The 24,787-nt window shown below is 54.5% G+C and carries 21 protein-coding genes and 1 tRNA gene; 10 read left to right on the forward strand and 12 right to left on the reverse strand.

The window, feature by feature from the left end; translation table 11 throughout:
* Window positions 1–156: 156 nt before the first annotated feature.
* On the reverse strand, window positions 157–1,047 hold the full coding sequence (locus SD425_RS22620; RefSeq protein ID WP_324672538.1) for a DUF6089 family protein: 891 nt from the start codon (window positions 1,045–1,047) through the stop codon (window positions 157–159).
* Window positions 1,048–1,386: 339 nt separating this feature from the next.
* Between SD425_RS22620 and SD425_RS22625 the strand changes: the two genes are divergently transcribed.
* The 3 genes from SD425_RS22625 to SD425_RS22635 all read left to right on the forward strand — a co-directional run bounded on the left by SD425_RS22625 (window position 1,387) and on the right by SD425_RS22635 (window position 5,712).
* A complete protein-coding gene (locus SD425_RS22625; protein WP_324672540.1) occupies window positions 1,387–3,939 on the forward strand; it encodes a YfhO family protein in 2,553 nt (850 codons plus the stop codon).
* 71 nt (window positions 3,940–4,010) lie between these two features.
* Window positions 4,011–4,943 (forward strand): 1-aminocyclopropane-1-carboxylate deaminase/D-cysteine desulfhydrase, encoded by a 933-nt coding sequence (locus SD425_RS22630; RefSeq protein WP_324672543.1) that lies wholly within the window; start codon window positions 4,011–4,013, stop codon window positions 4,941–4,943.
* A gap of 133 nt (window positions 4,944–5,076) precedes the next feature.
* Window positions 5,077–5,712 (forward strand): DUF4230 domain-containing protein, encoded by a 636-nt coding sequence (locus SD425_RS22635; protein WP_324672545.1) that lies wholly within the window; start codon window positions 5,077–5,079, stop codon window positions 5,710–5,712.
* A 2-nt stretch (window positions 5,713–5,714) separates the two neighbouring features.
* Here SD425_RS22635 and SD425_RS22640 read toward each other — a convergent pair whose 3' ends face one another.
* A complete protein-coding gene (locus tag SD425_RS22640) occupies window positions 5,715–6,212 on the reverse strand; it encodes a regulatory protein RecX (RefSeq protein ID WP_324672547.1) in 498 nt (165 codons plus the stop codon).
* A 318-nt stretch (window positions 6,213–6,530) separates the two neighbouring features.
* On the opposite strand from SD425_RS22640, the gene SD425_RS22645 reads away from it, so the two are divergent.
* The 4 genes from SD425_RS22645 (at window position 6,531) to SD425_RS22660 (ending at window position 12,881) form a co-directional block, all read left to right on the forward strand.
* Window positions 6,531–7,301, forward strand: coding sequence for a ferritin-like domain-containing protein (locus tag SD425_RS22645; RefSeq protein ID WP_324672549.1), 771 nt, complete (start codon window positions 6,531–6,533; stop codon window positions 7,299–7,301).
* 35 nt (window positions 7,302–7,336) lie between these two features.
* Complete coding sequence (locus SD425_RS22650) at window positions 7,337–8,323, forward strand: ferritin-like domain-containing protein (protein ID WP_324672551.1); 987 nt, start codon at window positions 7,337–7,339, stop codon at window positions 8,321–8,323.
* A gap of 341 nt (window positions 8,324–8,664) precedes the next feature.
* A complete protein-coding gene (locus SD425_RS22655; protein WP_324672553.1) occupies window positions 8,665–11,292 on the forward strand; it encodes a DUF5686 and carboxypeptidase regulatory-like domain-containing protein in 2,628 nt (875 codons plus the stop codon).
* A gap of 146 nt (window positions 11,293–11,438) precedes the next feature.
* Window positions 11,439–12,881: an alpha-L-fucosidase gene (locus SD425_RS22660; RefSeq protein ID WP_324672555.1), complete on the forward strand. Its 1,443-nt coding sequence runs from the start codon at window positions 11,439–11,441 to the stop codon at window positions 12,879–12,881.
* 96 nt (window positions 12,882–12,977) lie between these two features.
* On the opposite strand, the gene SD425_RS22665 is transcribed toward SD425_RS22660, so the two are convergent.
* The 7 genes from SD425_RS22665 to SD425_RS22695 form a co-directional block, all read right to left on the reverse strand.
* Entirely contained in the window at window positions 12,978–14,549 is a 1,572-nt protein-coding gene (locus tag SD425_RS22665) for a T9SS type A sorting domain-containing protein (protein WP_324672557.1), read from the reverse strand.
* Between the two features lie 70 nt (window positions 14,550–14,619).
* The gene (locus SD425_RS22670; RefSeq protein ID WP_324672559.1) at window positions 14,620–15,012 is read right to left on the reverse strand and encodes an NUDIX domain-containing protein; all 393 of its coding nucleotides are present in this window, start codon (window positions 15,010–15,012) and stop codon (window positions 14,620–14,622) included.
* 122 nt (window positions 15,013–15,134) lie between these two features.
* Window positions 15,135–15,740 carry a hypothetical protein gene (locus SD425_RS22675; RefSeq protein WP_324672562.1) on the reverse strand — a complete coding sequence of 202 codons (606 nt, stop codon included), beginning with the start codon at window positions 15,738–15,740 and terminating at the stop codon, window positions 15,135–15,137.
* Window positions 15,741–16,086: 346 nt separating this feature from the next.
* Window positions 16,087–17,091 (reverse strand): AraC family transcriptional regulator, encoded by a 1,005-nt coding sequence (locus tag SD425_RS22680; RefSeq protein ID WP_324672564.1) that lies wholly within the window; start codon window positions 17,089–17,091, stop codon window positions 16,087–16,089.
* A gap of 378 nt (window positions 17,092–17,469) precedes the next feature.
* The gene (locus tag SD425_RS22685; RefSeq protein ID WP_324672566.1) at window positions 17,470–17,736 is read right to left on the reverse strand and encodes a DUF4834 family protein; all 267 of its coding nucleotides are present in this window, start codon (window positions 17,734–17,736) and stop codon (window positions 17,470–17,472) included.
* Window positions 17,736–18,503, reverse strand: coding sequence for an FkbM family methyltransferase (locus SD425_RS22690; RefSeq protein WP_324672568.1), 768 nt, complete (start codon window positions 18,501–18,503; stop codon window positions 17,736–17,738). The genes SD425_RS22685 and SD425_RS22690 overlap by 1 nt, the downstream gene beginning before the upstream one ends.
* Window positions 18,504–18,545: 42 nt before the next feature.
* Window positions 18,546–19,007, reverse strand: a complete 462-nt coding sequence (locus SD425_RS22695; RefSeq protein WP_324672570.1) for a hypothetical protein — start codon at window positions 19,005–19,007, stop codon at window positions 18,546–18,548.
* A gap of 182 nt (window positions 19,008–19,189) precedes the next feature.
* Here SD425_RS22695 and SD425_RS22700 point away from each other — a divergent pair.
* Window positions 19,190–19,262 (forward strand) — tRNA-Thr (locus SD425_RS22700).
* 68 nt (window positions 19,263–19,330) lie between these two features.
* Here SD425_RS22700 and SD425_RS22705 read toward each other — a convergent pair.
* On the reverse strand, window positions 19,331–19,720 hold the full coding sequence (locus SD425_RS22705; RefSeq protein ID WP_324672572.1) for a hypothetical protein: 390 nt from the start codon (window positions 19,718–19,720) through the stop codon (window positions 19,331–19,333).
* Window positions 19,721–19,943: 223 nt separating this feature from the next.
* Window positions 19,944–20,924, reverse strand: coding sequence for a fatty acid desaturase (locus tag SD425_RS22710; protein WP_324672574.1), 981 nt, complete (start codon window positions 20,922–20,924; stop codon window positions 19,944–19,946).
* A gap of 342 nt (window positions 20,925–21,266) precedes the next feature.
* On the opposite strand from SD425_RS22710, the gene SD425_RS22715 reads away from it, so the two are divergent.
* Entirely contained in the window at window positions 21,267–22,673 is a 1,407-nt protein-coding gene (locus SD425_RS22715) for a carbohydrate porin (protein WP_324672576.1), read from the forward strand.
* Between the two features lie 142 nt (window positions 22,674–22,815).
* Entirely contained in the window at window positions 22,816–23,985 is a 1,170-nt protein-coding gene (locus SD425_RS22720) for a hypothetical protein (protein ID WP_324672578.1), read from the forward strand.
* 82 nt (window positions 23,986–24,067) lie between these two features.
* Here the strand turns inward: SD425_RS22720 and SD425_RS22725 are convergent, their stop codons facing one another.
* Window positions 24,068–24,709 carry a hypothetical protein gene (locus SD425_RS22725; RefSeq protein WP_324672580.1) on the reverse strand — a complete coding sequence of 214 codons (642 nt, stop codon included), beginning with the start codon at window positions 24,707–24,709 and terminating at the stop codon, window positions 24,068–24,070.
* Window positions 24,710–24,787 lie beyond the last annotated feature (78 nt).

Genomic DNA, 24,787 nt, shown 5'->3' on the forward strand with positions numbered 1-24,787 from the left:
CTGTTGCGTCTTACGCTAGGTTTGCCCCTGCACGATTACAGATGGCTCGATGGATAACCACACGCAAAAGCCTCAGCTACTACTGAGGCTTTTGCGTGTGGTTATCTAATAGATTATCACCCAGTTCTTACCTAAAGTCCAAAGGCTACAGCTACTCTAACGAAGCTTGAAGGTATTTCTGAATTGCGGAACGATGTATTGCACGGTTACGCCCGTTACCATGTACCAATCGTGGCGCTGGCTGTTACCGCGTGCCTGACCAGGCATGGCCTTGCTGTCGTCGCGCGTAACGTCGTGGCCAAAGTAGAGCGCTTCGGGGCTAGTCAACTTACTTACGTCGGTGTAGGTGCCACTCACGTCGTCTAGGTAATCCGTGAAGGTTTTACGCCAACCGACTTCCAAGCTTACATCCATCTCCTTAGTTATGCGGTAGCGTACGCCACCCCCAAACGGCAGTGCGAACTGCGTACGGCTGTAACCGGCACTCTGCCCTTCGGTACGCAAAGGCTGCAAGGCCACGTAGGTTCTTTCAATTAGTCCTTCGGGGACCGTACCACCTTCGATGAAGCCTTTCGGGTTATGATGGAAGACGGCAACTCCCGCAAACACGTAGGGCACAAAGTCGGGGCGACGTAGATAATCTTCCCAGTTCTCAACTAGGTCGAAAACACCAGTCGCTGAGAGTTCTGTTATATCGTTGCGGAAGTTGATGTTGCGCGCATAGCGCATCTGAGCGTTGGCGTCATGGTCGTCGATGGCCTTTACGTCTTGCCCCTTGATCCGGCCGTAGGAGAAGGCTACCCGTGCCGAAATACGCTCTGTAAAACGCTGAGTAGCAGTCAAGGCAATACCCGGTCGCGTCGAGCCTAGGCGTAAGCCGCCCATGCCACGCTCAGGCGTTATATCTCCAAAATAGCTCAATCCGTTCAAGCTAACCCCCACACTCCGATAACGGTCGTGCTTGCTGTAGTTCTGTGCCTGCAAAGAAGAGGCCGCTAGGGTAAGAAAAGGCAACGCCAGTAGAAAAGTAGAGTAGCGTTTAATCATAAATGAGGTGGAGTAGATTAGTAGACGATTGTTCTATTCGGCAGCATACCCTACTGTTTACCCTTCTAAGACCAAGCGGCTATATAGGTTAATATTTATACAAAAACATTGCCGCTTGCACAGTACAAAAGCATACTCAAAGAACTCTTGCTAATAAGTGCCATCTTTTCAACGCTTTACTTTTAAGCGATATGCGAAAGAGGCGCTTTCGCTCTATGCGAATGGGCGTTTGGGTTATGGTGTTAACCTTGTGGCCTACGCACATATACAGCGTCTTCTTACCCGCACTCCCGCCCATTCTACTATCTTCGGCCTGCTTTCTGAACCTCATTGCGCTCAATGACTACTGTTTCTTCCGCTCCTGCGCCCTTATGGCGACGAGCATTGCCCCACCTGCTAGCGGTGGTGTTCTTTCTGGTGCTAGCTGCCATGTACTTTTCGCCAATTCTATTTGAGGGCAAGACACTCGCACAGCACGACATTGTGCAGTTCAACGGCGGAGCGCACGAAGCGGCGCAATACCGTGATGCCACTGGCAAAGAGGCTTTGTGGACTAACTCGATGTTCTCGGGCATGCCCACATACCTTATCAGCACGCGCTTTCCAGGCGACTTGTCGGGGTACTTGCATAAGGCGTTTACCCTAGGGTTGCCCGCCGTGGTAGCCAATCTGTTCCTGGCGTTGCTTTGCGGCTACATCTTATTTGTAGCGCTTGGTGTGCGGCCGTTGGTAGCTGCAGTGGGAGCTGTAGCGCTGGGTTTTACGAGCTACAATGTGATTATCCTAGCGGCCGGCCACAACACGAAGTCGTTGGCCCTAGCCTACGCACCGCTGGTGCTCGGGGGGCTACTGGTCACCTTCCGGCGAAATCGGTGGCTAGGTGCAGCGCTGTTTGCCCTAGGACTGACCATGAACGTGCGCTCCAACCACTTGCAGATAACCTATTATTTGCTGTTACTGGTCGTCCTTTTTGGTATCGTTGAGCTAGTAGCAGCCGTACGGGCCAAGCGCTTGCCTGACTTCCTCGGGCGCACAGCCTTGTTAGCGATAGCTGCGCTGCTGGCCGTGGGCGTGAGCTTCGGCCGTCTTTATACCACACTGGAATATGGTAAATACTCGATTCGCGGCCGCTCGGAGCTGAAGACGCCGCCGCCCGCTGCACCCGGCGCTACGCTCCAACCAGCCGGCGATGATGCCGGTAGTGGCTCGGGCCTCGACCGGGATTACGCTTTCGGCTGGAGCTACGGCGTGGGCGAATCCATCACTCTGCTCATTCCGAATTATTACGGCGGTGCATCGCAGGGTAAATTGAGCGAGACGTCGGAGACGGCGAAGGCACTAGCGGCGCTGGGGGTACCACCCGTGCAGCTGCGCGACTTTCTTGCACAGTTGCCATTGTATTGGGGTGCCCAGCCCTCAACTAGCGGACCCGTTTACATGGGCGCCGTGGTGTGCCTGCTATTTGTGCTCGGCTTATTTGTAGCCGACCGTCGTACGCGCACTTGGTTGCTGATCGGGACTATTTTATCGATTGTATTGGCTTGGGGAAAGAACTTCGAGACGTTCAACTACTTGATGTTCGATTATTTCCCGGGCTATAATAAGTTTCGCTCCGTATCAATGGCGCTGGTTATTGCGCAGCTTGCCATGCCGCTGCTGGCCGTGCTAGCATTAGCGCGTGTGCTCCGTGCTCAGCCGCTCGTTGCCACTGCTGCTGGTCACCCAGCTTTAACGGCTAAGCCCGCCGATTCACCCGAAATGGCGGACCTCAAGCGCAAACTGCTCTATGCGGTAGGCATCGTGGCGGGTATTTGCGTGCTGGCATTCTTGGCCGGCCTAGGTGCTGATTTTGCGGGGCCAGTTGATGCTCAAATGCAGCAGCAAGGTTTCCCGCTGGATGCGCTGCGGCAAGACCGAGCTAGCCTCATGCACACTGATGTATTCCGCTCTTTGATATTTATCCTGCTGACAGGAGGCGTGCTTTACGCCTTTTTGCTGCGCAAGGTAACGGCTACTACTACAACGCTGATTGTTGGCGTGCTGACTTTGGTAGACTTGTGGGGCGTGGACAAACGCTACCTCAACGAAGCCAACTTCCAACGGGAAACGGTAGCCCAGCAATTTATACCAACGCCCGCCGACGAGCAGATCTTACAAGATAAAGATCTGAGCTACCGGGTGCTGAACATCCAGAATCCGTTCAACGAAGCCAATACTTCATACTTCCACAAGAGCATTGGGGGTTACCACGGCGCGAAGCTGCGGCGCTACCAAGACCTGATCGACCGGCAGATTGCTAATAACAATACGCAGGTATTGAACATGCTCAACACGCGCTATATCATCACCGGCGACCCCAAGCAACCGGTGCAGCGCAACCCTGGCGCCCTCGGCAACGCTTGGTTTGTGAGCGAGATTGAGAAGGCACAAAACCCGGATCAGGAGATGGCAGCGCTGAGTAAGTTGAACCCTGCCACGACCGCCGTGATAGACGTGTCGAAATTTCCAGTGACTAAGACCACCTACAACGTAGCCGGCTCTACCATCCGGCTGAGCAACTACGCCCCGGATGAACTGAAATACCAAGTAAATGCAGCCCAGGACGGCTTCGTGGTGTTCTCCGAAATCTTCTACCAGGATGGCTGGAATGCTTACATCGATGGTAAGCTGACGCCGCATTTGCGGGCCGATTATGTGCTTCGCGCATTGTCCGTGCCCGCTGGCCAACACACGATTGACTTCAAGTTTGAGCCGAAGGAATACGCTGTCGGTAATACCGTGTCGCTGGTTTCTTCTATCGCGCTAGTGCTGGCGCTGCTGGCGGCGCTCTACTACGCCGTTAAGCGCAAACCTGCGCCGGTGCAAGCAGAAGAAATAAGGCTTGCGGCATAGCTCAACCTAAAACCTAGCTTCGGCCTGCCTGCTACTCTGTGCTTTGCGCAGGCTAGCAGGCAGCTTCTTTTATGACGGCTCCTCTCCTTCTGCAAGAACTCGTTGAACCAGTTGCCCAGCAACGTGGTGTTCGCCTATTGCTCTTGCGCGACGACCTAGCTCATCCGGATCTGCCCGGCAACAAGTGGCGCAAGCTCAAATACAACTTGTTAGCGGCCCGCGAACAAGGCCATACGACGCTGCTCACATTTGGGGGCGCTTACTCCAATCACTTGGCGGCAGTGGCGGCGGCAGGCCGACTCTACGGCTTTCACACAGTTGGGCTAGTTCGTGGAGAAGAGCACTTGCCGCTCAACCCCACCCTAGCCCAAGCGGCCGCCGACGGCATGGCGTTGCACTACCTCGATCGTGCCACTTACCGCCACAAGCAGGAGCCTGCGTTCTTAGCGACTTTGCAGCGTGAAATTGGATCAGCGTATATGGTGCCAGAAGGAGGCTCCAACGTTTTGGCCCTGCCTGGATGCGCAGAGCTAGTAACCGAGCTAGCTGCCCAAACTGACTTTGATGCGCTTTGTGTGGCTTGCGGTACTGGCGGCACGTTGGCCGGCCTGCTCACTGGCCTAGCCGGCACCCGGCACGCCGTGGGCGTCGCTGCACTGAAGGGCGGTAGCTTCCTGCAAACGGATATTGATACCTTGACCCAGATGGCTACGGGTACCAGCTACACGAACTGGTCGTTGCAAACGGATTATCACTTTGGTGGCTATGCTAGCTTCTCACCCGAGCTAATGCTGTTCATCCGTCGGTTTCAAGCTAGCCATGGCGTGTTGCTCGACCCGTTGTACACGGGCAAGCTGCTGTTTGGCGTGTTGCAGTTGATTGACCAAGGCTACTTTGCTACTGGTAGCACCGTAGTAGCCGTGCACACGGGTGGCTTGCAGGGCTGGCGGGGGTTCCGGCAGCGCTACGAAACCCGTAGCTCCTGGTGGCCAGTGCTTACGTAGCCAGGACCGGGCAGCGCCCTGCACCTAACCTGTTTTCGTCTGCCCCTTGCGCGGCACAGCCGTAAGGATGAGTTTAGCCAAACTTTGTCCTGTCCCGTACTTGCTCATCACAGGCCTTTTTCCTCTTTGTTGTATGCCCCTTGCTCGCTTCCTACGGCGTCTGTTGCCGTTGCTTTTTCTTGTTGGCTTAGGCTGGTTTCTCTGGAAAAAAATACAACCCACCTTGTCGGATCTGGAGAACCCGTTACGGACCGAACCGCGCATCACGGTAAGCCACAACACGGTGCTGACCAAAATAGAAGGGCTAGGTCGGCTGGAGCTGGTGCGCTATCACTTCAAGGATATCGTGGAGTATAAGAAAAACACGTACCGCTTTTTGCCCGACTCGAAAGTAGCGCTCATCGTAGCAGGCGACGCCATCGGCTGCCTCGATTTGCGCAAGGTTCGGGAGCAAGACGTGGTTTTTGAGGGTGACTCTATCGTGCGTATCGCGTTGCCGGCCGCTGAACTCTGCACCTGGCAGGTCGACCACAGCCAGAGCCGCGTGTACAGCGTGGAAAACGGCTTTTTCCAGGATGCGGCCTTAGTTGACGAAAGCTACAAGTACGCCGAGAAAAACGTGCGCCGGGCAGCTCTACAATCAGGCATTTTAACCCAAACGGAGCGAAATGCCCAACAGATTCTACGCCCTATGCTCGAAACTATGACAGGGCGGCGCGTAATCCTCACGCGGCAGATGGCCCCGCCACAGTTGCCGGCTAAGCGCTGAAGCTATTCGTCTTCTTCCGGCGGCTTACCTAGGTCATCCAGCGCTATTTTGATCAGATCTGCTTCGTAGCCTTTGGCAGTAAGAAACAGTTGGAGCTTCTGACGGCGGGCACGCGGATTTTTCTCTTTTTCCTGCCGATCCTTCTTTTCCAGCACGTCTAGCAGATTTTGATAGTACTCGTCGCCATCAATCTCCTTCAAGCCTTGCTTAATGCAGTACTCCGAGATGCCCTTAAACTTGAGGTCTTGCACGATGCGACGGCGGCCCCACTTCTTGAGCCGGTATTTGCCCCGCACAAAGCTTTTCGCGTAGCGCTCCTCATCGAGCAGCTTCTCGCGGCTCAGCCGAATGATGATTTCGCCGGCCTCGTCCTCATCAAGGCCATAGCTGCGTAGTTTCTCTTCCACTTCTTTCTGCGTACGGTCTTGGTAGGCACAAAACGACGCTATTTTCTGTAGAGCCTCGGGAGGAGTGTAGAATTTCTTTTGGGGTTGATTCATCGTCCGCAACTAGCGTCCTAGGGGTTTGGGTAGGTGGTAAACTGACGTTGCTGGTGGCTGTTTCGTTCACTTTTACGCAAGCTACGCGCTACTTCGCTATCTGTTCTACCTGCTAAACTATCGGCATCTATCGATCAGCTTCCTCAAGTCTAGAAATGGCACTCTGGCGTTATGACCGAGTTGCTACTCTCGCTGGCCTAGCCCTGCGTATTTGGGTGAAATAAGCAGGTGAGTACAGGTGTTTGTTTCTAAAACACTCGGCTACATTGTACCACACTAGGCATTCTGCTGTCCCACTCAATTTACACCTAGCTAGCAATGAGCCAACAACCTCCTTCGGAGTTGAACTCCACCCATACGACTACCCATTTACTTACCCATTCGATCCAGCGCCGAAACTTCTTGCGCTACTCTGGTGCTGGCCTAGCTTTAACCGGGCTGCTGTTGACAGGCTGCGACGACGATGATGACACTAGCAACAACAGCGGTGCTTTCGTAGATGTAGGCAGCGGCGACCTAGGGGTGCTGAACTACGCTTATGCGCTGGAGCAGCTAGAATATGCTTTTTACACGCAAGTGCAGGGCGGTGCTTACTACAAAGGCCTAGCTGCAACCACCGCCGAAAAGCAAATCCTAGACGACTTGCTGCTGCACGAGAAAGCTCACGTTGATTTGTTTCGCAATGCGCTAGGTTCTAATGCTATTAAAGACCTAGAGCCAGACTTTTCCACGATCAACTTTGATGATCGGGCCATTGTGCTCGGCACGGCCAAAACGTTCGAAGATACAGGCGTAGCGGCTTACAACGGGGCGGCGCGTTACTTCGAAACACCTACTTACTTACCGTTAGCGGGCAAAATCGTGTCGGTTGAAGCGCGGCACGCGGCGCTTATCCGTGACATCATCACCTTCAACTCTTTTGTTGCTACGGATGTGGTCGACTTATACGTGCCCCCTACCAGCGGTGCTATTGGCAGCGGAGCATCGGGATCTGGGCTAGAGCGCTCCATGCGTCCCGCCTTGATCGTGAACTCTGTTAATCAATACCTTAAAGTTGGCTCAAAGCTCAATGTTAGCAAGTTCGTTTAGTAGCTAGCCACTCCCACCTCAGTTCGTCATTCCCCATGGATTTATTTCAACTCCTTTCAGATATTGAAAAGGTAGACCCCGAAGTCTACGAGCGTTTCGACTCTCGGCGGCGCATATTCAAGCACTTCAATAAAATGGGCAAGGCGCTTTCCGCAGCGGCATTACCCGGTATGGTAAGCGGCTTATTTAGTAAGGCATACGGCCAAACATCCACCTTGCCCCCCGATGTAGTCAATGTGCTGAACCTAGCATTGAGCCTAGAATATCTAGAGTACTACTTCTACGATACGGCTCTGCGGCGGCCTACCTACGGCTTGCCTACCAGCGCTACGCTCCTAACGGGAGGCACTACTGCTACTGGCGAACAGCAGGGCATTACGCTCATCCGCAACGACGAAGAAGGTCATATCAAAACACTCCGCGCCGCCCTAGGTCCGGCGGCTATTGCGGAGCCTGCACGCACAGTATTCGACTATAGCGGTGGTAAAGGCACCTTTAATGGTCCTTTCAAAGACGTATTTACCAATTCAGCTACTTTCTACGCCGTCGCGCAGTCGTTTGTCGATACGGGGGTGCGCGCTTACAAAGGTGGTGCGCCTACGCTGTTCAACAACAAAGACCTGCTGGAAGCGGCCCTCAACATTCACTCCGTAGAGGCGCGGCACTCCTCGCACCTACGCACGCTACGGCGGGGCAAGGCGGCACGCGTTGACGGGGCTCCTTCGGCCCAAGCTGTTCCAGGCTCGCTCAACACAGCTCCGAAGAGTTGGATTTCGGGTAACGACAATGGTGGAGCTTCCCCTACTACTTCGGTTTCCACTACTCCTATCTATGGCGCGGGCTCATCGGCCACCGACTACCCTGCCGAGACTAACGTGGTACAAGCTGGTCGCACCATCACCACCGACAGTGGCATTAGCGCTGCCGCAGCCTCCGAGGCCTTCGACGAGCCGCTTGACCCCGCAACGGTTAAAAGCATTGCACGCAACTTTGTGGCGGCTAGCTCTACGCTGTTCACCTAACCACCACATTAATCTTGCAAAAAAAGGCAGCCGCTGGGCTGCCTTTTTTTGTTTGTGATGCATCTATACGTAAGTGAGCAGCCAATAGTCTTCAAGTCATTGGTCGTCCAGAACTCCTGAGAGGAATTTCATTTAAAAACACGTACAACGCATATCTACTTGAATGATGCAGAAGACGCAAAGCATAGTTTATGACGTTGTGTTTATATCGAGCTACCATGCTACTGTAGCCTTGTCAAAAAGCGGCCTTATCCGCAAGAAAGCACCTAGGTAAACAAGCATTAGCGTGCTGTTTCTCTTTACCTTCACGAAGCTTGAGCTCGTTTATCTTAGCATCACTTATGCCGCGTATCTACTTACTATATTTCCTCTTCTTGCTAGCCGCTTCGACCGTACAGGCTGGTATCGTGCGGGGACGCATTACCAATCCTAATGGCGAAGGACTAGCTTTCGCAAACGTAGCTGTGCGCGCTACCTCGTCTAGCACGGCCACCAACGAGCAAGGCAACTACCAGCTCCGGCTTAATCCAGGCCGGTACGAGTTAGTCTTTCAATACGTCGGCTATCGGCCGCACACGGAAACAGTGCAAGTGGCAGGTGGTGACACAGCAACGGTGCTCAACGTGATTCTAAAGTCTGAAAGCTACCAGCTCAACGAAGTAGTGGTGCGTGCCACCGACCGCGACCCGGCGTATGCCATCGTGCAGCAGGCTATCCAGTGGCGGCGCTACCATCAGCGCGAGGTAGCAGCTTTTAAAGCGCGCGTGTACATCAAAGCCCTAGGTCGTCTCACCGACGTTCCTGGCAAAATCCTGGGGTTGGTGAAAGTAGGCCCTGATCTGAAACCTGGCATTTTCTACCTGTCGGAATCGGTGTCGGAAATGACGTTTCAGCAGCCCAACGTCGTGCGCGAACGGATGATTTCCTCCCGCGTGAGCGGCGACTCCAAGGGCATCAGCTTCAATCGGGCTGGCTCCGGGCGCGACTTGAACTTCTATAATAACGTGGTGAACAGTGGCTTCTCCGAACGGCGCTTCGTGTCGCCGATTGCGGCCAATGCGCTGTTTTACTACAAATACGAATTAACGGGCAGTAGCCAACAGGGCGGCGTGCTAGTGCACAAAATTCGCGTGATTCCGAAGCGGCGCAATGATCCGGTGTTCTCGGGCTATATCTACATTGTGGATGGCACCTGGCGGCTGCATTCGTTGGCGCTGGACCTCACCAAAGACGCCCAGCTCGATTACCTCGACAGTTTCCACCTAGAGCAAATTTTCGCGCCTGCTCCAGGGCCTTCCGACGTGTGGGTCATGCAGTCGCAGAAAGCAACCTTGGCGCTTTCGGGCCTAGGGTTCAAAGGCAACGGCTACATCACGGCGGTGCTCTCGAACTATCAAGTGACGCCCACTTTTCTTAACCGTCCCGCCCCTGCTGCCCAACCGACTACGCCTACCACGCAGCCCACTGCCCCCATTGCCATGCCCGAGCCTGTGGCAGATGCAAAGAAGCCCAAACCCAGCTTGCGCGGCCTAGGCAAACAAGTACGCAAAGGAATCCGGCGCGCCGAGCAAGATAGCCTAAGCAGCAACTCTATCGGCTTGCGGCGAGGCGAGGTAATGCGCGTGGATAAAGGCGTGAATGAGCGGGACTCTAGCTACTGGACGGAAGTGCGCCCCATCCCACTCACAGATGAGGAGAAAGTTGATTACCACGTAAAAGACAGCACCGAAACTATCCGCAACTCGCGCGCTTACCAAGACTCTCTGGACCGTAAGCGCAATGAGTTTGAGCCGCAGAAGCTGCTGATGGGCGGCTACACGTATTCCAATACCTTTCGCAAGCAGCAATGGTACGTAGCTCCCATCTTTAACATCCTGCAATACAATACGGTAGAAGGGGTCGTTGCCAATCCGCACGCGACTTATACGCAGGATACTGACGACCGCCGTACGTTCTCCATTACACCTACTGTGCGCTATGGCTTCGCCAACAAGCTGCTCAGCCCTAGCTTGGTAGCTACCTGGCAGCACGATCCGGTGAAGATAGCTCGGGTGACACTTAGTGCCGGTCGTACCATCGAAAACTTTGACCGCGCCAGCCAGCTTACCCCGTTCATCAACACGGTGTATACGCTGCTGGATAACCGCAACTACGCCAAATACTACCGCCGCGATGGGGCTACGGTCAGCTACAATCGCGAAGTGGTCAATGGGCTGACCTTGCAAGGCCTGCTCAGCTACTATGACCGACGTGAGTTGCAGAACGCCACCATCGACTTGCTGCGCGACGTATCTGGGCGGGCATTTACGCCCAATCAGCCCTACAACGAGGAACTGCCTAGTACCAGCTTTGGGCGTAATCAAGCCCTCACGTTTGAGCTAACGGGCTCATTCACTCCGGGCCAGCGCTACATAACGCGCCCTACTGGCAAATATAATTTCCGCTCTAAGTATCCGACGCTCCGCTTCACGTACCGCCAAGGCATACCCGATGTGCTAGGCTCCGACGTGCGATACACGTTGCTTGCTGCTGGTCTGAACCAGAACATCAGTATGGGCCTGCTCGGTAATGGTAGCTATAATGTGGCGGTTGGTGGCTTCTTGGGTCAACCGCGTCTTTCATTCATGGATTACCGCCACTTCTCCGGCAACCAGACGTTATTTGCTAGCAACTTTGGGCAGTTTCAACTTCTTGACTACTACCGCTTCAGTACGCGGCAGCGGTATATAGAAGCGCACTATAATCAGCATTTCAACGGCTTCTTCCTAAATAATATCCCGCTGCTACGGCGCCTGAAGTGGCAAGAAGTTGCGTCGTTCAACTACCTGCACACGCCGCAAGCCGGCCATTATGTGGAGCTAGGTGTTGGTATTGAGCACATTTTCACGCTGCTGCGCGTCGACTTTTTCACGGCGCTACAATCGGGTCGTAAGCTGGATTCTGGCTTCCGTATTGGTCTAGGTTTCTAGGTTGCGCTCAGTTGATGCGGCTTGCTGCAGGGGCTACACTATGGCAGCTTCCTGCTGCACGGTTCTTAGCTCGAAAGAGGAGAATAGCGCCCTACTTACTGCGTGTGAGAAGTGTAGCTTTGTCAAGTCACGTAAGCTGGTAGCACATGGTATTTGCACGCTATAGGAGCCGGCTCTTGCTGCTGGCTGGTTTGGTCGTTGGGCTGCGAGCACAGGCCCAGCCTTCTTACGAGCCCACTTGGTCTTCGCTCGATCAGCGCCCCATTCCCCAGTGGTTTACCGACGCCAAGTTTGGCATCTTTATTCACTGGGGCGTGTATTCGGTGCCGGCCTACCGACCTGTTAGTCCCAAGATGTACGAGACTTATGCTGAGTGGTACGGAGCCGATGTGTACGGTAACCCTACTCTGCGCCAAAGCTTCCACAACAAGAACTACGGGCCTACCTTTACCTACCGCGACTTTGGGCCGCTGTTTCGGGCCGAGCTGTTCGACCCGGTGCGCTGGGCTGATCTGTTTGCCCGCGCCGGTGCCCGCTATGTGGTGCTCACGGCCAAGCACCACGATGGCTACAGCCTTTGGCCTACTACGGCGCCCTACAAGCAGCAATGGAATAGTGGCGCCGTCGGTCCCAAACGCGATTTGGTCGGCGACCTAGCCCAGGCTGTGCGCGCCCGCGGGCTGAAGATGGGGCTCTACTACTCGCTACTCGAGTGGGAAAGCACGCCGACCCAAAGCCGGCCTAGCGGCTATTACCTACCCCCAGCTAACATCAACCAGTACCGTATCCCCGACGCAGTGTACGTAGAGCAGAATTCGCTGTGGCAGCTGAAAGAACTTGTTACTCGTTATCAACCGGCTTTGCTCTTCGCCGATGGTGAGTGGGACCGGCCGGCTACCTACTGGAAAAGCACCGAGTTTCTGGCCTGGCTCTATAACCATGCGCCTAATCGGGAGGAAGTCGTGGTGAATGACCGTTGGGGCCAAGGAACCCGAGGCCAACACGGCGGCTACTACACCAGCGAGTACGCCAGCGACAACGACAAAGTAGGCGCGCATCATCCGTGGGAAGAAAGCCGCGGCATGGGGCAATCCTACGGCTTCAATCGAGCCGAGAACCTGGAAGACTATAGCTCTTCCGCTCAGCTCGTACACCAGCTCATCGACATCGTTAGCCGGGGCGGCAACCTGCTGCTTAACATCGGCCCGGCTGCTGATGGCACCATCCCGGTGCTCATGCAAGAACGACTCGTGGATATCGGCAAGTGGCTGGCCATTAACGGAGAAGCTATTTATGGCACGAAGGTCTGGAGGGCAAACGCCGAACCTAGCCAGCAGACGAAGACACTCTACTACACCACTAAAGGCCGCGACCTGTACGTGCTAGCAACGAGCTGGCCCACGGCACCCTTCGTGGTAACTGGCCTGCCTGCCACAAGCAACCTGCGCGTAACGCTGCTAGGGAGCCAAGTGCCGGTCAAGTACCGCCGCCACAAAGGCCAGCTCATCCTTCAGCCGCCTCCCCTGACCCCAGCCCAGATTCCCTCCCCGCTCGCGTACGTATTCAAAATTCAAAACGCTACGCCGTAACACTAGCCGCTAGCGGGCGTCCACGTGGAAAGCTAGGTTCGTCACCTTTATACAAATGCTACCGCACAGAAGCTCGCACAAAGCCAAGTTCTCGGCTTATTCCAGCACGATCCGCTGGGTAGCTTGGTAGCTCGGCGGCCCACTTAAGCGCAGCCAATATAGCCCCGCTGGCACAGCCCCTACCGAAACGTTGACCACTGTGGCGGCAGGTAGTTGTTGCCGTAAGACGGAGCGGCCGAGTGCATCTACAAGCTGTAGCTGCAAACCAACTGACGGCGCATCGGCGGGCAACTGTACTGTGAAAGAACCTTGAGCAGGATTCGGATACACCCGCCAAGCATCGCGGGCAGGAGCGGACTGATTGGTTAGGACCGTAGACGAAAGCTTCACCAGCCAATAATCCCCATAAAATTCGCCGCCTCGGCTCGGTTCGCTCTTATTGCCAACAGCATCACCCGTGGACATGCCAGCCAGCAAGTATCCACCATCCGCTGCGGTGCGCACCTGCACGAGTTGCGTGTAACTGTCCCCCGCACGGAGCGTCTGTTCCCATTGCTTGCTGCCGTGCGCATCAAGCTTCAGGACACTATATGTACTAAAGTCATTACCACCTAGCAGACAGCCACCATCCTGTGTAAGCGTGACGCCCGCTAGATAATCTTCCTTGTCCGTGCCGTACGATCGGTCCCACTGCTTATTACCCTGCGCATCTACTTGCACGAGCCAGTAGTCGCGCAGACCTAGGTTCGGTTGGCTCTTATCACCGCTAGCACCTGAGAGGGAAGAACCAGCCAGCAACGCGCCCCCATCGGCCGTGAGTTGTAGCTCACGTAAGTAGTCGTTGGAGTCGCCCCCAAGTGTGCGGTCCCACTGCGTGGCACCTTGTCCATTCAGCTTAACTAGCCAATAGTCGATGCCACCCTGGCTAGCTTGCGTTTTATCACCGGAGATATTGGAAGCAGAATAGCCGCCAAGCAAGTACCCGCCATCAACCGTTTGCTGCATGCTGCTGAAGACCTCCTGACCAGTACCGCCTAGGGTACGGTCCCATTGCTTGGCGCCTTGGCTATCGAGTTTCACAACCCAATAATCCGATCTACCCCAGCTAGCTTCCGTCTTGTCACCGGATGCGGCGGAGCTGGAAGTGCCACCAAGCAAGTAACCGCCATCGGCGGTTGTGAGCACGCTAACGAGCGCATCGCTGCCGCTGCCTCCTAGGGTACGGTCCCACTGCGTGTGGCCTTGCGCGTCCAGCTTGATAACCCAGTAATCTACATTGCCTTGGCTGGCTTGCGTCTTATCACCCGAGTTAGGTGAAGTGGATTGAGCGCCCACAAGGTAGCCGCCGTCGGCAGTTTGCTGCACGCTGATAGCGCCATCGTAGTCGCTCCCGCCGAGCGTGCGGTCCCACTGCTTCCGTCCTTGCGCATCTATCTTCACCACCCACGCATCGTCTGTTCCTTGGCCGTCCTGCGTCTTATCACCCGAACGCGGCGAGGCAGAGGCGCCGACCAGAATGCTGCCACCATCGCGGGTGGTTTGTATGCCAGCGAGGCGTTCCTCATCGCTGCCCCCTAGGGTACGATCCCACTGTTTGGTGGGCGCTTGAGCAAAGACGTGGCCTGCGAGCAAGATCCCGCTTGCCACTAGGAGGTGTCGAAATTTCATCACAAAAAGTAAAGAAGGAAATCATGCTGACGGTGCGCTGAGCCATTGTCAATAGCTCCACCCAATCAGCTTATTTCAACAAGCCAGCTTGGTGTATAGAATCGAAAATAAGTTGAGCGACTGCTGACACTTTAGCGCGGTCAGCGTAGGTAAGCCACACCATCTCTTCGATTTCGGCAGCGGGCGCAAGCTGACCATGGTAATCGGCCGCATAGCAGCGCATGCGAACCAGCGTACCAGCGGGCTTTCCGTGCGCTTGGGCTTCAAACTGCCCCACCAAATGCACCGTTTCTAGGATTAGATCAACGCTTAGCTCTTCCTTGATTTCTCGTAGCAAAGCTTCGTGATCTGATTCGCCGGGTTCTCTCTTCCCACCCGGAATGTAATAAGTGTCGCGGTTGTGGCTGCGAGCCGTCAGGATAGCTCCGTTTTCGATGCGTATCCAAGCTAGTTTATCGATCATATAAATCAGTATTAAGTCGTCAACAGACACATGATCTATGGTGATATATTCATTTATTCATCAGCTTCATAGAAAGCAGCTTATCTGAAAAGCCTGCATCTAGTGCCACTTTGAGCAGTAGTTTATAACACGAAGCCTAGCTTGATACCAGCTTCCGGCTTTACCCTGGTGAGGCGGCGTTGGAGCTCGTACCCTGTATCGGTATAGTGTGCTTGAATATCATTGGATAAACCTAGGCCGGCGTATGCCTCTACCAAACCGTGGTTACCGAAACGGCGCTGAAGCCCCCAAAGCACAGCCACGGCAGTAAAATCGTAGCGCAGACGCCGGCCAATGGTCCGTGGATTCCACCAGCTGCTCGTCGACTGTAGCGCCAGGTAATTGCCAACAAAAGCGCCAGTAGCCAGACCGCGTTGCCGTCGCTTGGTTTGGTTATAGTAACGTCGGACACCAAAGTCAGCCCCGGCGTTGTACAAGTTCATGTACTTCGTGATAGAGCCTTGGTTTTGAAGGTTGACTTTCAGACGCACGCCACTGAACCCGTTCGCATAAACGGTCCAGTGAGGTGCCACCTGACATTCTACTCCAACGACAAGTGGAAGAGTCAACCCCGTGGGCTCTCCCACAGCAAAACCACGCGTGAGCCCCGTGCTGCCTTTGAACAGAACGTGAGAAGAACTGTCTGCTGCGGCAGTCGGCACAGTTTGGCCGGCAGCGGAAGCGTGCACAAGGAGAGCAACGCTACTTGTGCACAGTGTCCTCTTGATGATCGAATAAAACATGTTGGTAGAAAGTAGATAATCCGCTTGGATACATCCCTGCTGGCTAAGCTGTTACCTTAGCTAGGTGATGTGTTTTGCAAAACTAGCGGGTGCTTTCGCCGAGCACTTTTGCGAAACGGATTTCTACTTGCCTAATCCGGATTTGTATAGCGGCTCTTGTGCGACCTAGGCGCCACGTAAGTCATGGGTAATCATGCAGGTCGACGCCAACTGCTACAAACAGGAAAGCTCAGCGACTTGGTAGCCACTGAGCTTGCTTCTACTCTCTGATATCGTTGCGAGCAACTGCTAATCAGGCAGCTATTGACGAGAGCAATGTATCGGTCTGAAAACGTTGTGGAGCGCGGCGTACCTGTGAAGGTCGTAGGCCAAACTTGCGCCGGAAGGCCGTAGCAAAGTGGGCCGGATTGGTGAACCCGACTACTTCGGCTACCTCCTGCACGGGCTGATCGGTGAGGGTCAGCAGTTGGTGCGCTACCGTTAGGCGGCGCTCGGCGATATACCCGAACACAGTGGTGCCAAACAGCTCGCGGAAACCCTTCTTGAGTTTGAAGTCGTTGGTGCCGAACTGACGGGCTAGGGCTAATAGGCTCGGTGGGGCGGCGTAGTTCGTATCCAGAAAGTCGCGAATGGCGTGCAGAATTTCCCGGTCGCGGGAGGTACCACGCGCCCGCATCTGCCTGAGTTGGGTTTGCTGCTCAATAAATAGGTCCAGAAAGCGCGCTTCCAGAAACATTTTCTTCAGCGAACCGCTGTACGGGCAGTTGATAATCTGCTGAATGAGCGTGCGCTGCTGGGGCGAAATGGCCACCCCTTCCGGCAGCATCACAAACGGTTTGGGCTGGTCGAGCTGCCGCCCGTGTATACCGAGCCACTCTTCGTTGCTGGTCACTAGTTGCCCGAAAAGCTCCCGCGTGAGATGGATGGAAAAGCTCGTATGCTGCTGCCCCTGAAAGGTATAGAAGTTGGCAGGTGCCTCATCCGCCATCATGTTGTGCTGTCCTTGCCCGAAGCGCAATGGACGTAGAGCGCAAGCCTTTGAATCGATCTGGCCGTCTAGTTGGTAGAGCATAGCTAGCCACGGCTTTTCGACGGCTAGCTCAAGCTGTAGTGGCCGATCTAAATGCCCAGTCAGCGTCGTGATCTGAAATCCCTCTAAGAAGTAATCTGAAAAAATCGCTTCGTTGCCTCCGCTTTGCCAAGTAGTAGTAGCCTGCAGTAAGCCTGTCTGCTGGTGCAGATTCGTGTGGCAATTGTCAGTAAACTCGGCAGTAAGAACTTGGTAAAATGGCTCCATACGCAGCAATACTTAATAACATACTACACTAAGCTGTGGGGTTAGCTAAGTTAGCAAGCGCCACTGCTTAAGCAAATTACAAAGTTGAGCACACTCAGCACACCGCGCAATCCCATAAACATGTCATAAATAAGGCAATGAATCAGTTTTATGGGCTACTTGCTTCGCCCACTAAACCTAGCCTCCCCGACTTTCACAGCGGTTAGTAAAAGATTGTGCTACACAAGCCTGCTTCCAGAAACCGCACGGCAAGGTTGTGAGCACTTGCTTAAGCTAGTCTGTTGCAAGTGAAGAATCTAGGTGGTGTCCTCGCAAAAGAAAAGCCTGTTGCTAATCAGCAACAGGCTTTTCTTTTATCGTATTCTATAAATAGACAGGCTATTTAACTTCTTCGAAATCAACGTAGTCGCCGCCTTTGAACTGCTGCGGTTTCGACGGTTTCTGCTTAGGTGGCACGTACTCAACACGCACCTCACCCGGCGGAGGCGACGCAGGTGGAGGGTTGAACGGCGAACCACCAAACTGCTGCTCAAAGCGCCGCGAGTGCTTTTGCACAAGGTTCCCCACAAGCAGCCGTAGCACCACGGGCACTACAAAGCGAATGATAAACGAAATAACAAGGAGCGTGAGCAGGAACTTGACCATTAGCTAACGGGAACAGAGGCGGTAACAGGTTGAAAGTAAAAATCGGCCGTGACAGCGCTTTCCAAGTGCGCCATTGTGCACGGGACAAGTTCAGAACGCTCCGACAGCACAAATGGTTTGTAACCTAGCTTTTCTAGCAGCCCAACTACGTTCCGCCGGTTCTCCAGGCCATTGAGCTCTGTTTGGATGAGCGGCTGGAAACGGCGTAGAGTATGCTGCATGTGGCGAAACACTTCATACTCAAATCCTTCGACATCGCACTTCACAAAGTCGAGGCGAGCTAGGTCGGCCAGCAGCTCATCCGGCACACGCATCGGTACGTCGTAGGTGCGGGCGTAGTGTTCTTGGGTATTGCTCGCTGCTATTTTGGTCATACCGTGGTGGAGCAAACCGTTGCGCTCGGGCGTGCCCATCTGCACGGTGGTGTTCTCGCCACCCAAAGCATAAGGCAATAGCGTCAGGTTGGCGTAGCCACTCAAGTGCACATTGTCTTTCCAAATGTTCTGGAACATTGGAATGGGCTCCACTGCCAGCACTTTACCCTGCGGTCCGGCTAGTCGCGATAGGGCTACGGAATAGTAGCCTAGGTTGGCCCCTATATCCAAACACACAAACCCCGGCTTGACGAGCTTAGCTAGAAAAAATAACTCAGGATACTTGTCCTTTCCCCAGCCCGCGCCCACCAACCGCAGGTACACGCGGCTTACCAATCGGATGTAGCGTTCGAAGCCAAGTGCCCGGACCAGCAGTTTGCGGAGTTCTTTCATTATAGGCGTAAAGGTAATACGCCGAGCCGGGCTAGCGATGCGCTACTTGCGCGCTTTGCTCCACAGCCGTGAGGCACCCGCCGCTGCCAGGCCTCCTACTAGGTACCAAGCCACCGTCATGAGCTTGGTTTGGGGAGTACGATTGCTAGGTGCCTTCCCTAGCCCCAATGGGCCCGGAAGCACCACGCCGCCTACACCAGCCGCTAGCCCTAGTAAGGCTCCGCGTCCCCATGCCTTCTTTCCTTTACCTACAAAGCTGTAATACAACCCATTAACCAGTATATCACCGGCCATGGTTACATCGAACAGGGTGTCATGATCCGGCTGAGGGGCTTCTGCGGTGTTCAGGATTTTTCGCAGCGCCCGCATGCCGAACACATCCATCCGCGGAGCAACATCGGGCGCAATACGACGAGCATTTTCGTGCAACAGCGTGAGTACAATGGAACCCGCAAAGCCACTAAAGAGGGCCTGTGGTAACTTAGTCGAAGATTTTTTTCCCATGAGTAATATGGCGTAAGGGCTGCTTGTTTGCCTTACCTAGCTTCCCAAACGAGCAAGCATGGCAGGACGTTGCGGGTATCAGTGTATTAACTCGCCTGAAATTTTTAGGTAGTAAGCTTGTGCTGGTTTATCTAGCTTTTCTATCTTTGCAGCCCTAAGTAGCGCCGGCTGCTTAGTTATTAGCCTTCTTAGCTCAGTTGGTAGAGCAGCTCATTCGTAATGAGCAGGTCGCAGGTTCGAGTCCCGTAGAAGGCTCAAAAAGGCCCGAAAACGCAAACGCGTTTCTCGGGCCTTTTTGCGTTTGGTGCTAGCCGCTCACGAGGCTACGCCTGCTGGTGCAGGTTGTCTAGTCCTAAGCGCTGCATCGTGTCGCCTTCGAAGTCAAACTCAATCATCACGGCTGGCTCATTACCGACCACCCAACCGTCGTGCCCCGGCGTGATAACCACGATTTGGGGTGCCGTGAACGTTTCATTAGCCCCATCAGCATACTGGATGTGCAGCTGGCCCTGCGCTAGAAATCCAACGTGCGCATGCTGGCAATACTCCGTCCCGACAAGCGGCTTCATGTTGCGCGACCAGCGAAAGTCGGGTGGGTATACCACGCGTTTGATTCGTGCGGCACCAGCCCGCATAAAGTCTAGTTGCACGCCACCAACTTCGCGGTGCTCAGTGCCCGACATAGGCGCCATCAGGGAATCGACAGGATTCATGGGAAGTAGGTTTGGGTGGATAACAAGTAGTTGAGGAATAACTAAATATATACACAATCAGCTTACTTCCGTCGCGCTTACGCTAATTCCTAGCAGGAAATTCTAGCTGTAGGTTGTGCTAAGTATCAATTAGGATGTTACCTCAAACGGTTTGCTTTGAACGCACAAAAAAGCCTCGCCAGCACGTGCTGACGAGGCTTTCGAATTGATAAACCTAGCTTTTCTAGCGAGCGGCTGACGTTTGTTCGCGCTGCTCGCGGCGGGGGCGCGTAATGCGAGAGAACAAACTAATTTCCTGATCAAACACAAAGCGGAGAAATAGCCGCGTGTACGACGTATGATGCAGCAGCGGCTCGTAGAATTCGGGAGCCAACGCCTTCAACTCCGGCAACTTCGTCCACGGCACAGAAGGCAAGTCATGGTGCTCGTTATGAAAGCCTACGTTGAGATTAATACCGTTCAGGCGACCATAGTAGCTGTAGGTTTCCTGTTCGGGGTCTAGGGTTAGGTAGTGCTCCTGAATCCAGCGGGCGCCCAGCGGGTGAAAGCCTACCGAAAACCAGAAGCTCATAAACAAGTACAGCAGCGCCATCCAGCCAAAGAAGTAAACGATTACGGCATCGAAAGCTAGCTGCGCCACAATATTGGCGACTACGAAGCGGTCGACGGCGGCTACCTCGCGGCAACGCAGCGTGCGTATCACCTGAAACAGCGGAAAGAAGAACAGCCAAATAGCCTTGCCAATCGAATAGTTACGAATCAGTTTGGCTTCGTACCAATCGGGTAAGTCGGCATCCAGTTCGTGCACGCCTTGGTGCACGTGGTGTTGCAAGTGGAAGTTTTTAAAGGAAATAGCCGTCGGCACTACCGTTGGGAAGTTTGCAAAGATGCCCGCGGCCGTGTTCTGCCAAGTTTTCTTGAAGATCAGGTTGTGCGCTGCTTCGTGAATGGTCACAAAAAGCGTGTGCGAGAAGAAAGCCCCGACCAAGTACGCCACCAGCAAGTTCCAATACCAAGCTAGGCCGGAGACCATATAAGCCAGGAGCACCTGCGCGCCAACGCACGCCACAATAATGGCAAACGTTATAGGCTCCTTGGTAATCAGGCGACGGGCTTCGGGGTGTGTCTTGAGGAGCTGCCGCCCACGTCCCCGGTGCGGCTCATGCGTGTTGACAAGCGTGAAGGTAGCAGACTGAGAAGGCATGGTGCCAAATAGATAAGATGAGGGGATGATAGCAAATTGAGCCGACAAGAATAAGGCAATTCTGTCAGAAAATGCGTCCTATTTTTTGTCGTTGGGCAAATAACGCGTTCGACATGATTTCTTCATGAGGCGCCCATTAGCTTGCCAACCATTCGTGTGCCGAGCGTCTGATTTGGTGCTGGTTCCTCGTAGAAGCCTAAGTTGGCAAATTTAGTTTGTGCGACGGCAAAAATAGTCGATTGCTCGACCTACCGCTGCCCCAGCTTTCGCGCGACCTAGCTCGATCACGGCCCGGTACTGCTCGCCTCTCCCCTGCTTGTCAACTGCTTAACTTATTCTCTAATGCGTTTTTTTGCGCGCACCAAGTATGTTGCCGTCGTGCTACTAGGCATAGGTAGCGCCGTTGTGGCGCATGCCCAAACAACGCCAGCTTCTCCGGCTCCGGCACCACCCGTTCCCACACCTGCCGCCGCACCTGCTTCCCCCCCCGACCAAAAACTGGCCCCGGATACGACTGTGGTGCAGCCGTGGAGTTTTCACTTTCAGCAAACCGTCATTCAGCAGTGGCATAACAAGTTTGAGGCTCCACGCACGGGCGCTTACAGCTTGCAGCCGGTAGAAAAAGCGAAGCTTTCCCTCACTACTACCCTCTTAGTGGGCCGACGCCTGTGGCACGGTGCTTCGCTATACTTCAACCCAGAAGTGGCGGGTGGCAGTGGCCTGAGCGGCGCCCGTGGCATAGCCGGCTTCGTGAATGGCGAAACGTTTCGCATCGGCAATCCGGCGCCACAGCTCTACCTAGCTCGTTTGTTTTTGCGGCAGGTGTGGGACCTAGGGTCGGAAAAAACAACGGCCACAGATGCGCCCAACCAACTCGGTGGCCCCGCCCCTACTCGCTACTTTGCGCTCAATGCTGGCAAGTTTAGCCTGTCTGATTACTTCGATCTGAACAGCTACAGTCACGACCCGCGCACGCAGTTTCTCAACTGGAGCTTGATGAGCACGGGCGCTTGGGATTACCCGGCCAACACCCGCGGCTACACCGTGGGCATAGTAGGCGAATACGTGACGCCCGCCTTTGCCTTGCGAGCCGCTAGCACGCTAGTGCCGAAGGAAGCTAATGGCCCAACGCTGGAGAAGAACTATGGCCGCTCGCACTCCGAAACTCTGGAGCTCACCCGTACCACCTACTTGCACGGCCGGGCCGGCGCGGTGCGCTTGCTGGGTTTCGTAACTCATGCCGACATGGGTGACTACCGCCTAGCCGCCAAGCGTCCCGACCTCGACCTAGTTGCTACCCGAGCAATTGGTCGTACCAAATACGGTGTTTCAGCGAACGTAGAGCAGGCCCTCACCGACCAGCTAGGGGTATTTGCGCGGGCTAGTGTCAACGACGGCAAGCACGAAACCTGGGCCTTCACCGAAATTGACCAATCGGTGAGCATTGGCGCGAGTAGCGCCGGCAGCCGCTGGCAACGCCCCACGGACCGCCTAGGTCTTGCATTTGTAGGGAATGGCATTTCGCAGCCGCATCGCGACTTCTTAGCGGCGGGTGGGCACGGCTTCATCGTTGGCGACGGCTACCTGAAGTACGCGCCCGAGCTCATTGGCGAGCTATACTATAGCTTCAACATCCCGAAATACTTTATCACCATCAGCCCTGATTACCAGTTCGTTGTTAACCCAGGCTATAACTGTGACCGTGGGCCTGTGCACGTGGTAGCCGTGCGAGCACACATTGCCTTCTAAGCAGCGGCTTACCGAAGCAGCATGCATTGCGCTACTACGCATCCATTTCATTTGGCGGGCGCGCCGGGTTAGATTTTGTGCCTAGCACGGAATAACAACTTGATTGCCTAGGTTTGGGAAACTCAATTACAGCCTCCTGCCCGTGGCCAATTCCGTTACTCGTGCTAACTTTTTAATCGGCCTGTGCTTGGCGCTGGGCGCTGCCCCCGTTGCCCAGGCGCAGCTCGACAATCGCGCCTTTCTGTATCCGCTAACTGTGCGACCCGCTTACGACCATCAGCTGCGGTTGAGCGTTAACGCCTTTCAGTTTTTCAAAGACAACGAGTATTTCAACAAAATTGCCGACGGGTATACGCTATTTGGTACGCAGTTCAACCCGCGCCTGACGTACTATCCTAGCCCTAACCTGCGTCTGGAAGCCGGCATCTTTTTGTGGAAGGATTACGGCAACCCACGTCTGCAACAGGTGCGCCCAACGTTCACCGGCGTTTACCAGAGCCCCAATGGCCGTCACCGGGTGCTGTTTGGTAACATCGAAAGTCACCTGCACCATGGCTACATTGAGCCGCTGTTCGACTTTGAACGGGTCATTCTGAAGCGGTTAGAAGAAGGCTTGCAGTATCAGCTTCAAACCCGGCGCGTGCGGCTCGATACCTGGGTCGATTGGCAGCGGCAGCAGTATCGCTACAGCAACTACCAGGAGGAAATTACGGGAGGCCTAGTTTCTGAATTCATTCTTACGCCTGATTCTACCCGCAAGTGGCGCTTGAGCGTGCCCGCCCAATTCACAGCACAACATTATGGCGGTCAGATTGATACGTTGGACAAGCCGCTGCAAACGCTCTTCAACTACAGCCTTGGTTTGCGGGTAGCACGGCAGCTAGCTTCCCGTACAGTACCACGCCTGCGCGCCGAAATACACGGTGCTTTCTTCGACGATCATTCTTTCACGAAAGCTTATCCTTACAGCCAAGGTACTGGCCTATATGCTAATGCGGGCGCCGATACGCGTTTTGTGAACGTACTGGTTAGCTACTGGCAAGGGCACCATTTCATTGCGCCCCTAGGTGGTCGGCTCTACCAATCTGTTTCGACTACAGTGGCCAATCCGCAGTTCACGGATGCTAACCGCGAGATCCTGCTGGTGCGCTTCTTACGCGACTTTCGCCTGCCGGGCCACGTGGTACTCACAACGCGCTTAGAGCCCGTGTACGATTTCAACGCCCATCTGCTCGATTTCTCCCTGGGCGTATACCTAAACTTTAATCAGGATTTCTTCCTGGCTAAGATCCGGCCATCAGAATCCAACTAAGCGGCACACGATAAGCTAGCTAATGAAAAAGGACCAGAGCACGAGCCCTGGTCCTTTTTCATTAGCTACTTAATCTCTTGGTTTACGAAGCAGAATCTTTGCTAGAACCTTTCTGCGAGGTACCCCGGTAGCTGCTATCGTTCACCGTGCCCGGCGACGAGTAGCTGCTGGTTGAGCCATAGCGTGAGCCGTAGCTGTCGCCGGAGGTGAACTTGCCACCCGTAGTGTAGCCCGCCGAGCTACCTCGGTAAGCTTCCTTCGAGCTTTTGCTCATAGGGTTTTTGCCGCTTTTCGAGCGCATAGACAACCAGCCAATACCGCCTAGCAACAGCGCGCCACCTACAATTTTTTGTGTGGTGCTTAGCTTATTTACTTGGGCAGTAGCTTTCGTACCTAGGTCTTTCAGGCTTTGTGGTAGCTGGTTTACCGTTTCTTTTAGGTTCGACTGATCCAGCCACTTCTTGGCGGTATCACCTACAGCCCCTAGGTTGAGAGCATCAATGGTGCTATCAAATAAGTTGCTTGGCTGCTGATCGGCTTGGGCATCGGCATGAGCAGCTTGGGGGGCAGGCTGCACGCCTTCATCCCCTACTTCGAGTGCAGCATCGGAGCTGCTATCGGCAGTAGCCGCTGATCCTAAATCAGTTGAACCTGATAGTGAATCAGATGTATTCGTAGAAGCTAGGTCCGGATCTTGGGCGGGTTGATTTTTTTTGCTGTCCATGAGCATTGAAAGTTTTGTGGTGCAAAGTAATGGCCGCTTGGGAAGCCAGGTGGCCCCTGTCTATTCGTAAACCACTGG

Origin of the sequence: Hymenobacter sp. GOD-10R, assembly GCF_035609205.1 — a bacterium.
Classification (GTDB): domain Bacteria; phylum Bacteroidota; class Bacteroidia; order Cytophagales; family Hymenobacteraceae; genus Hymenobacter.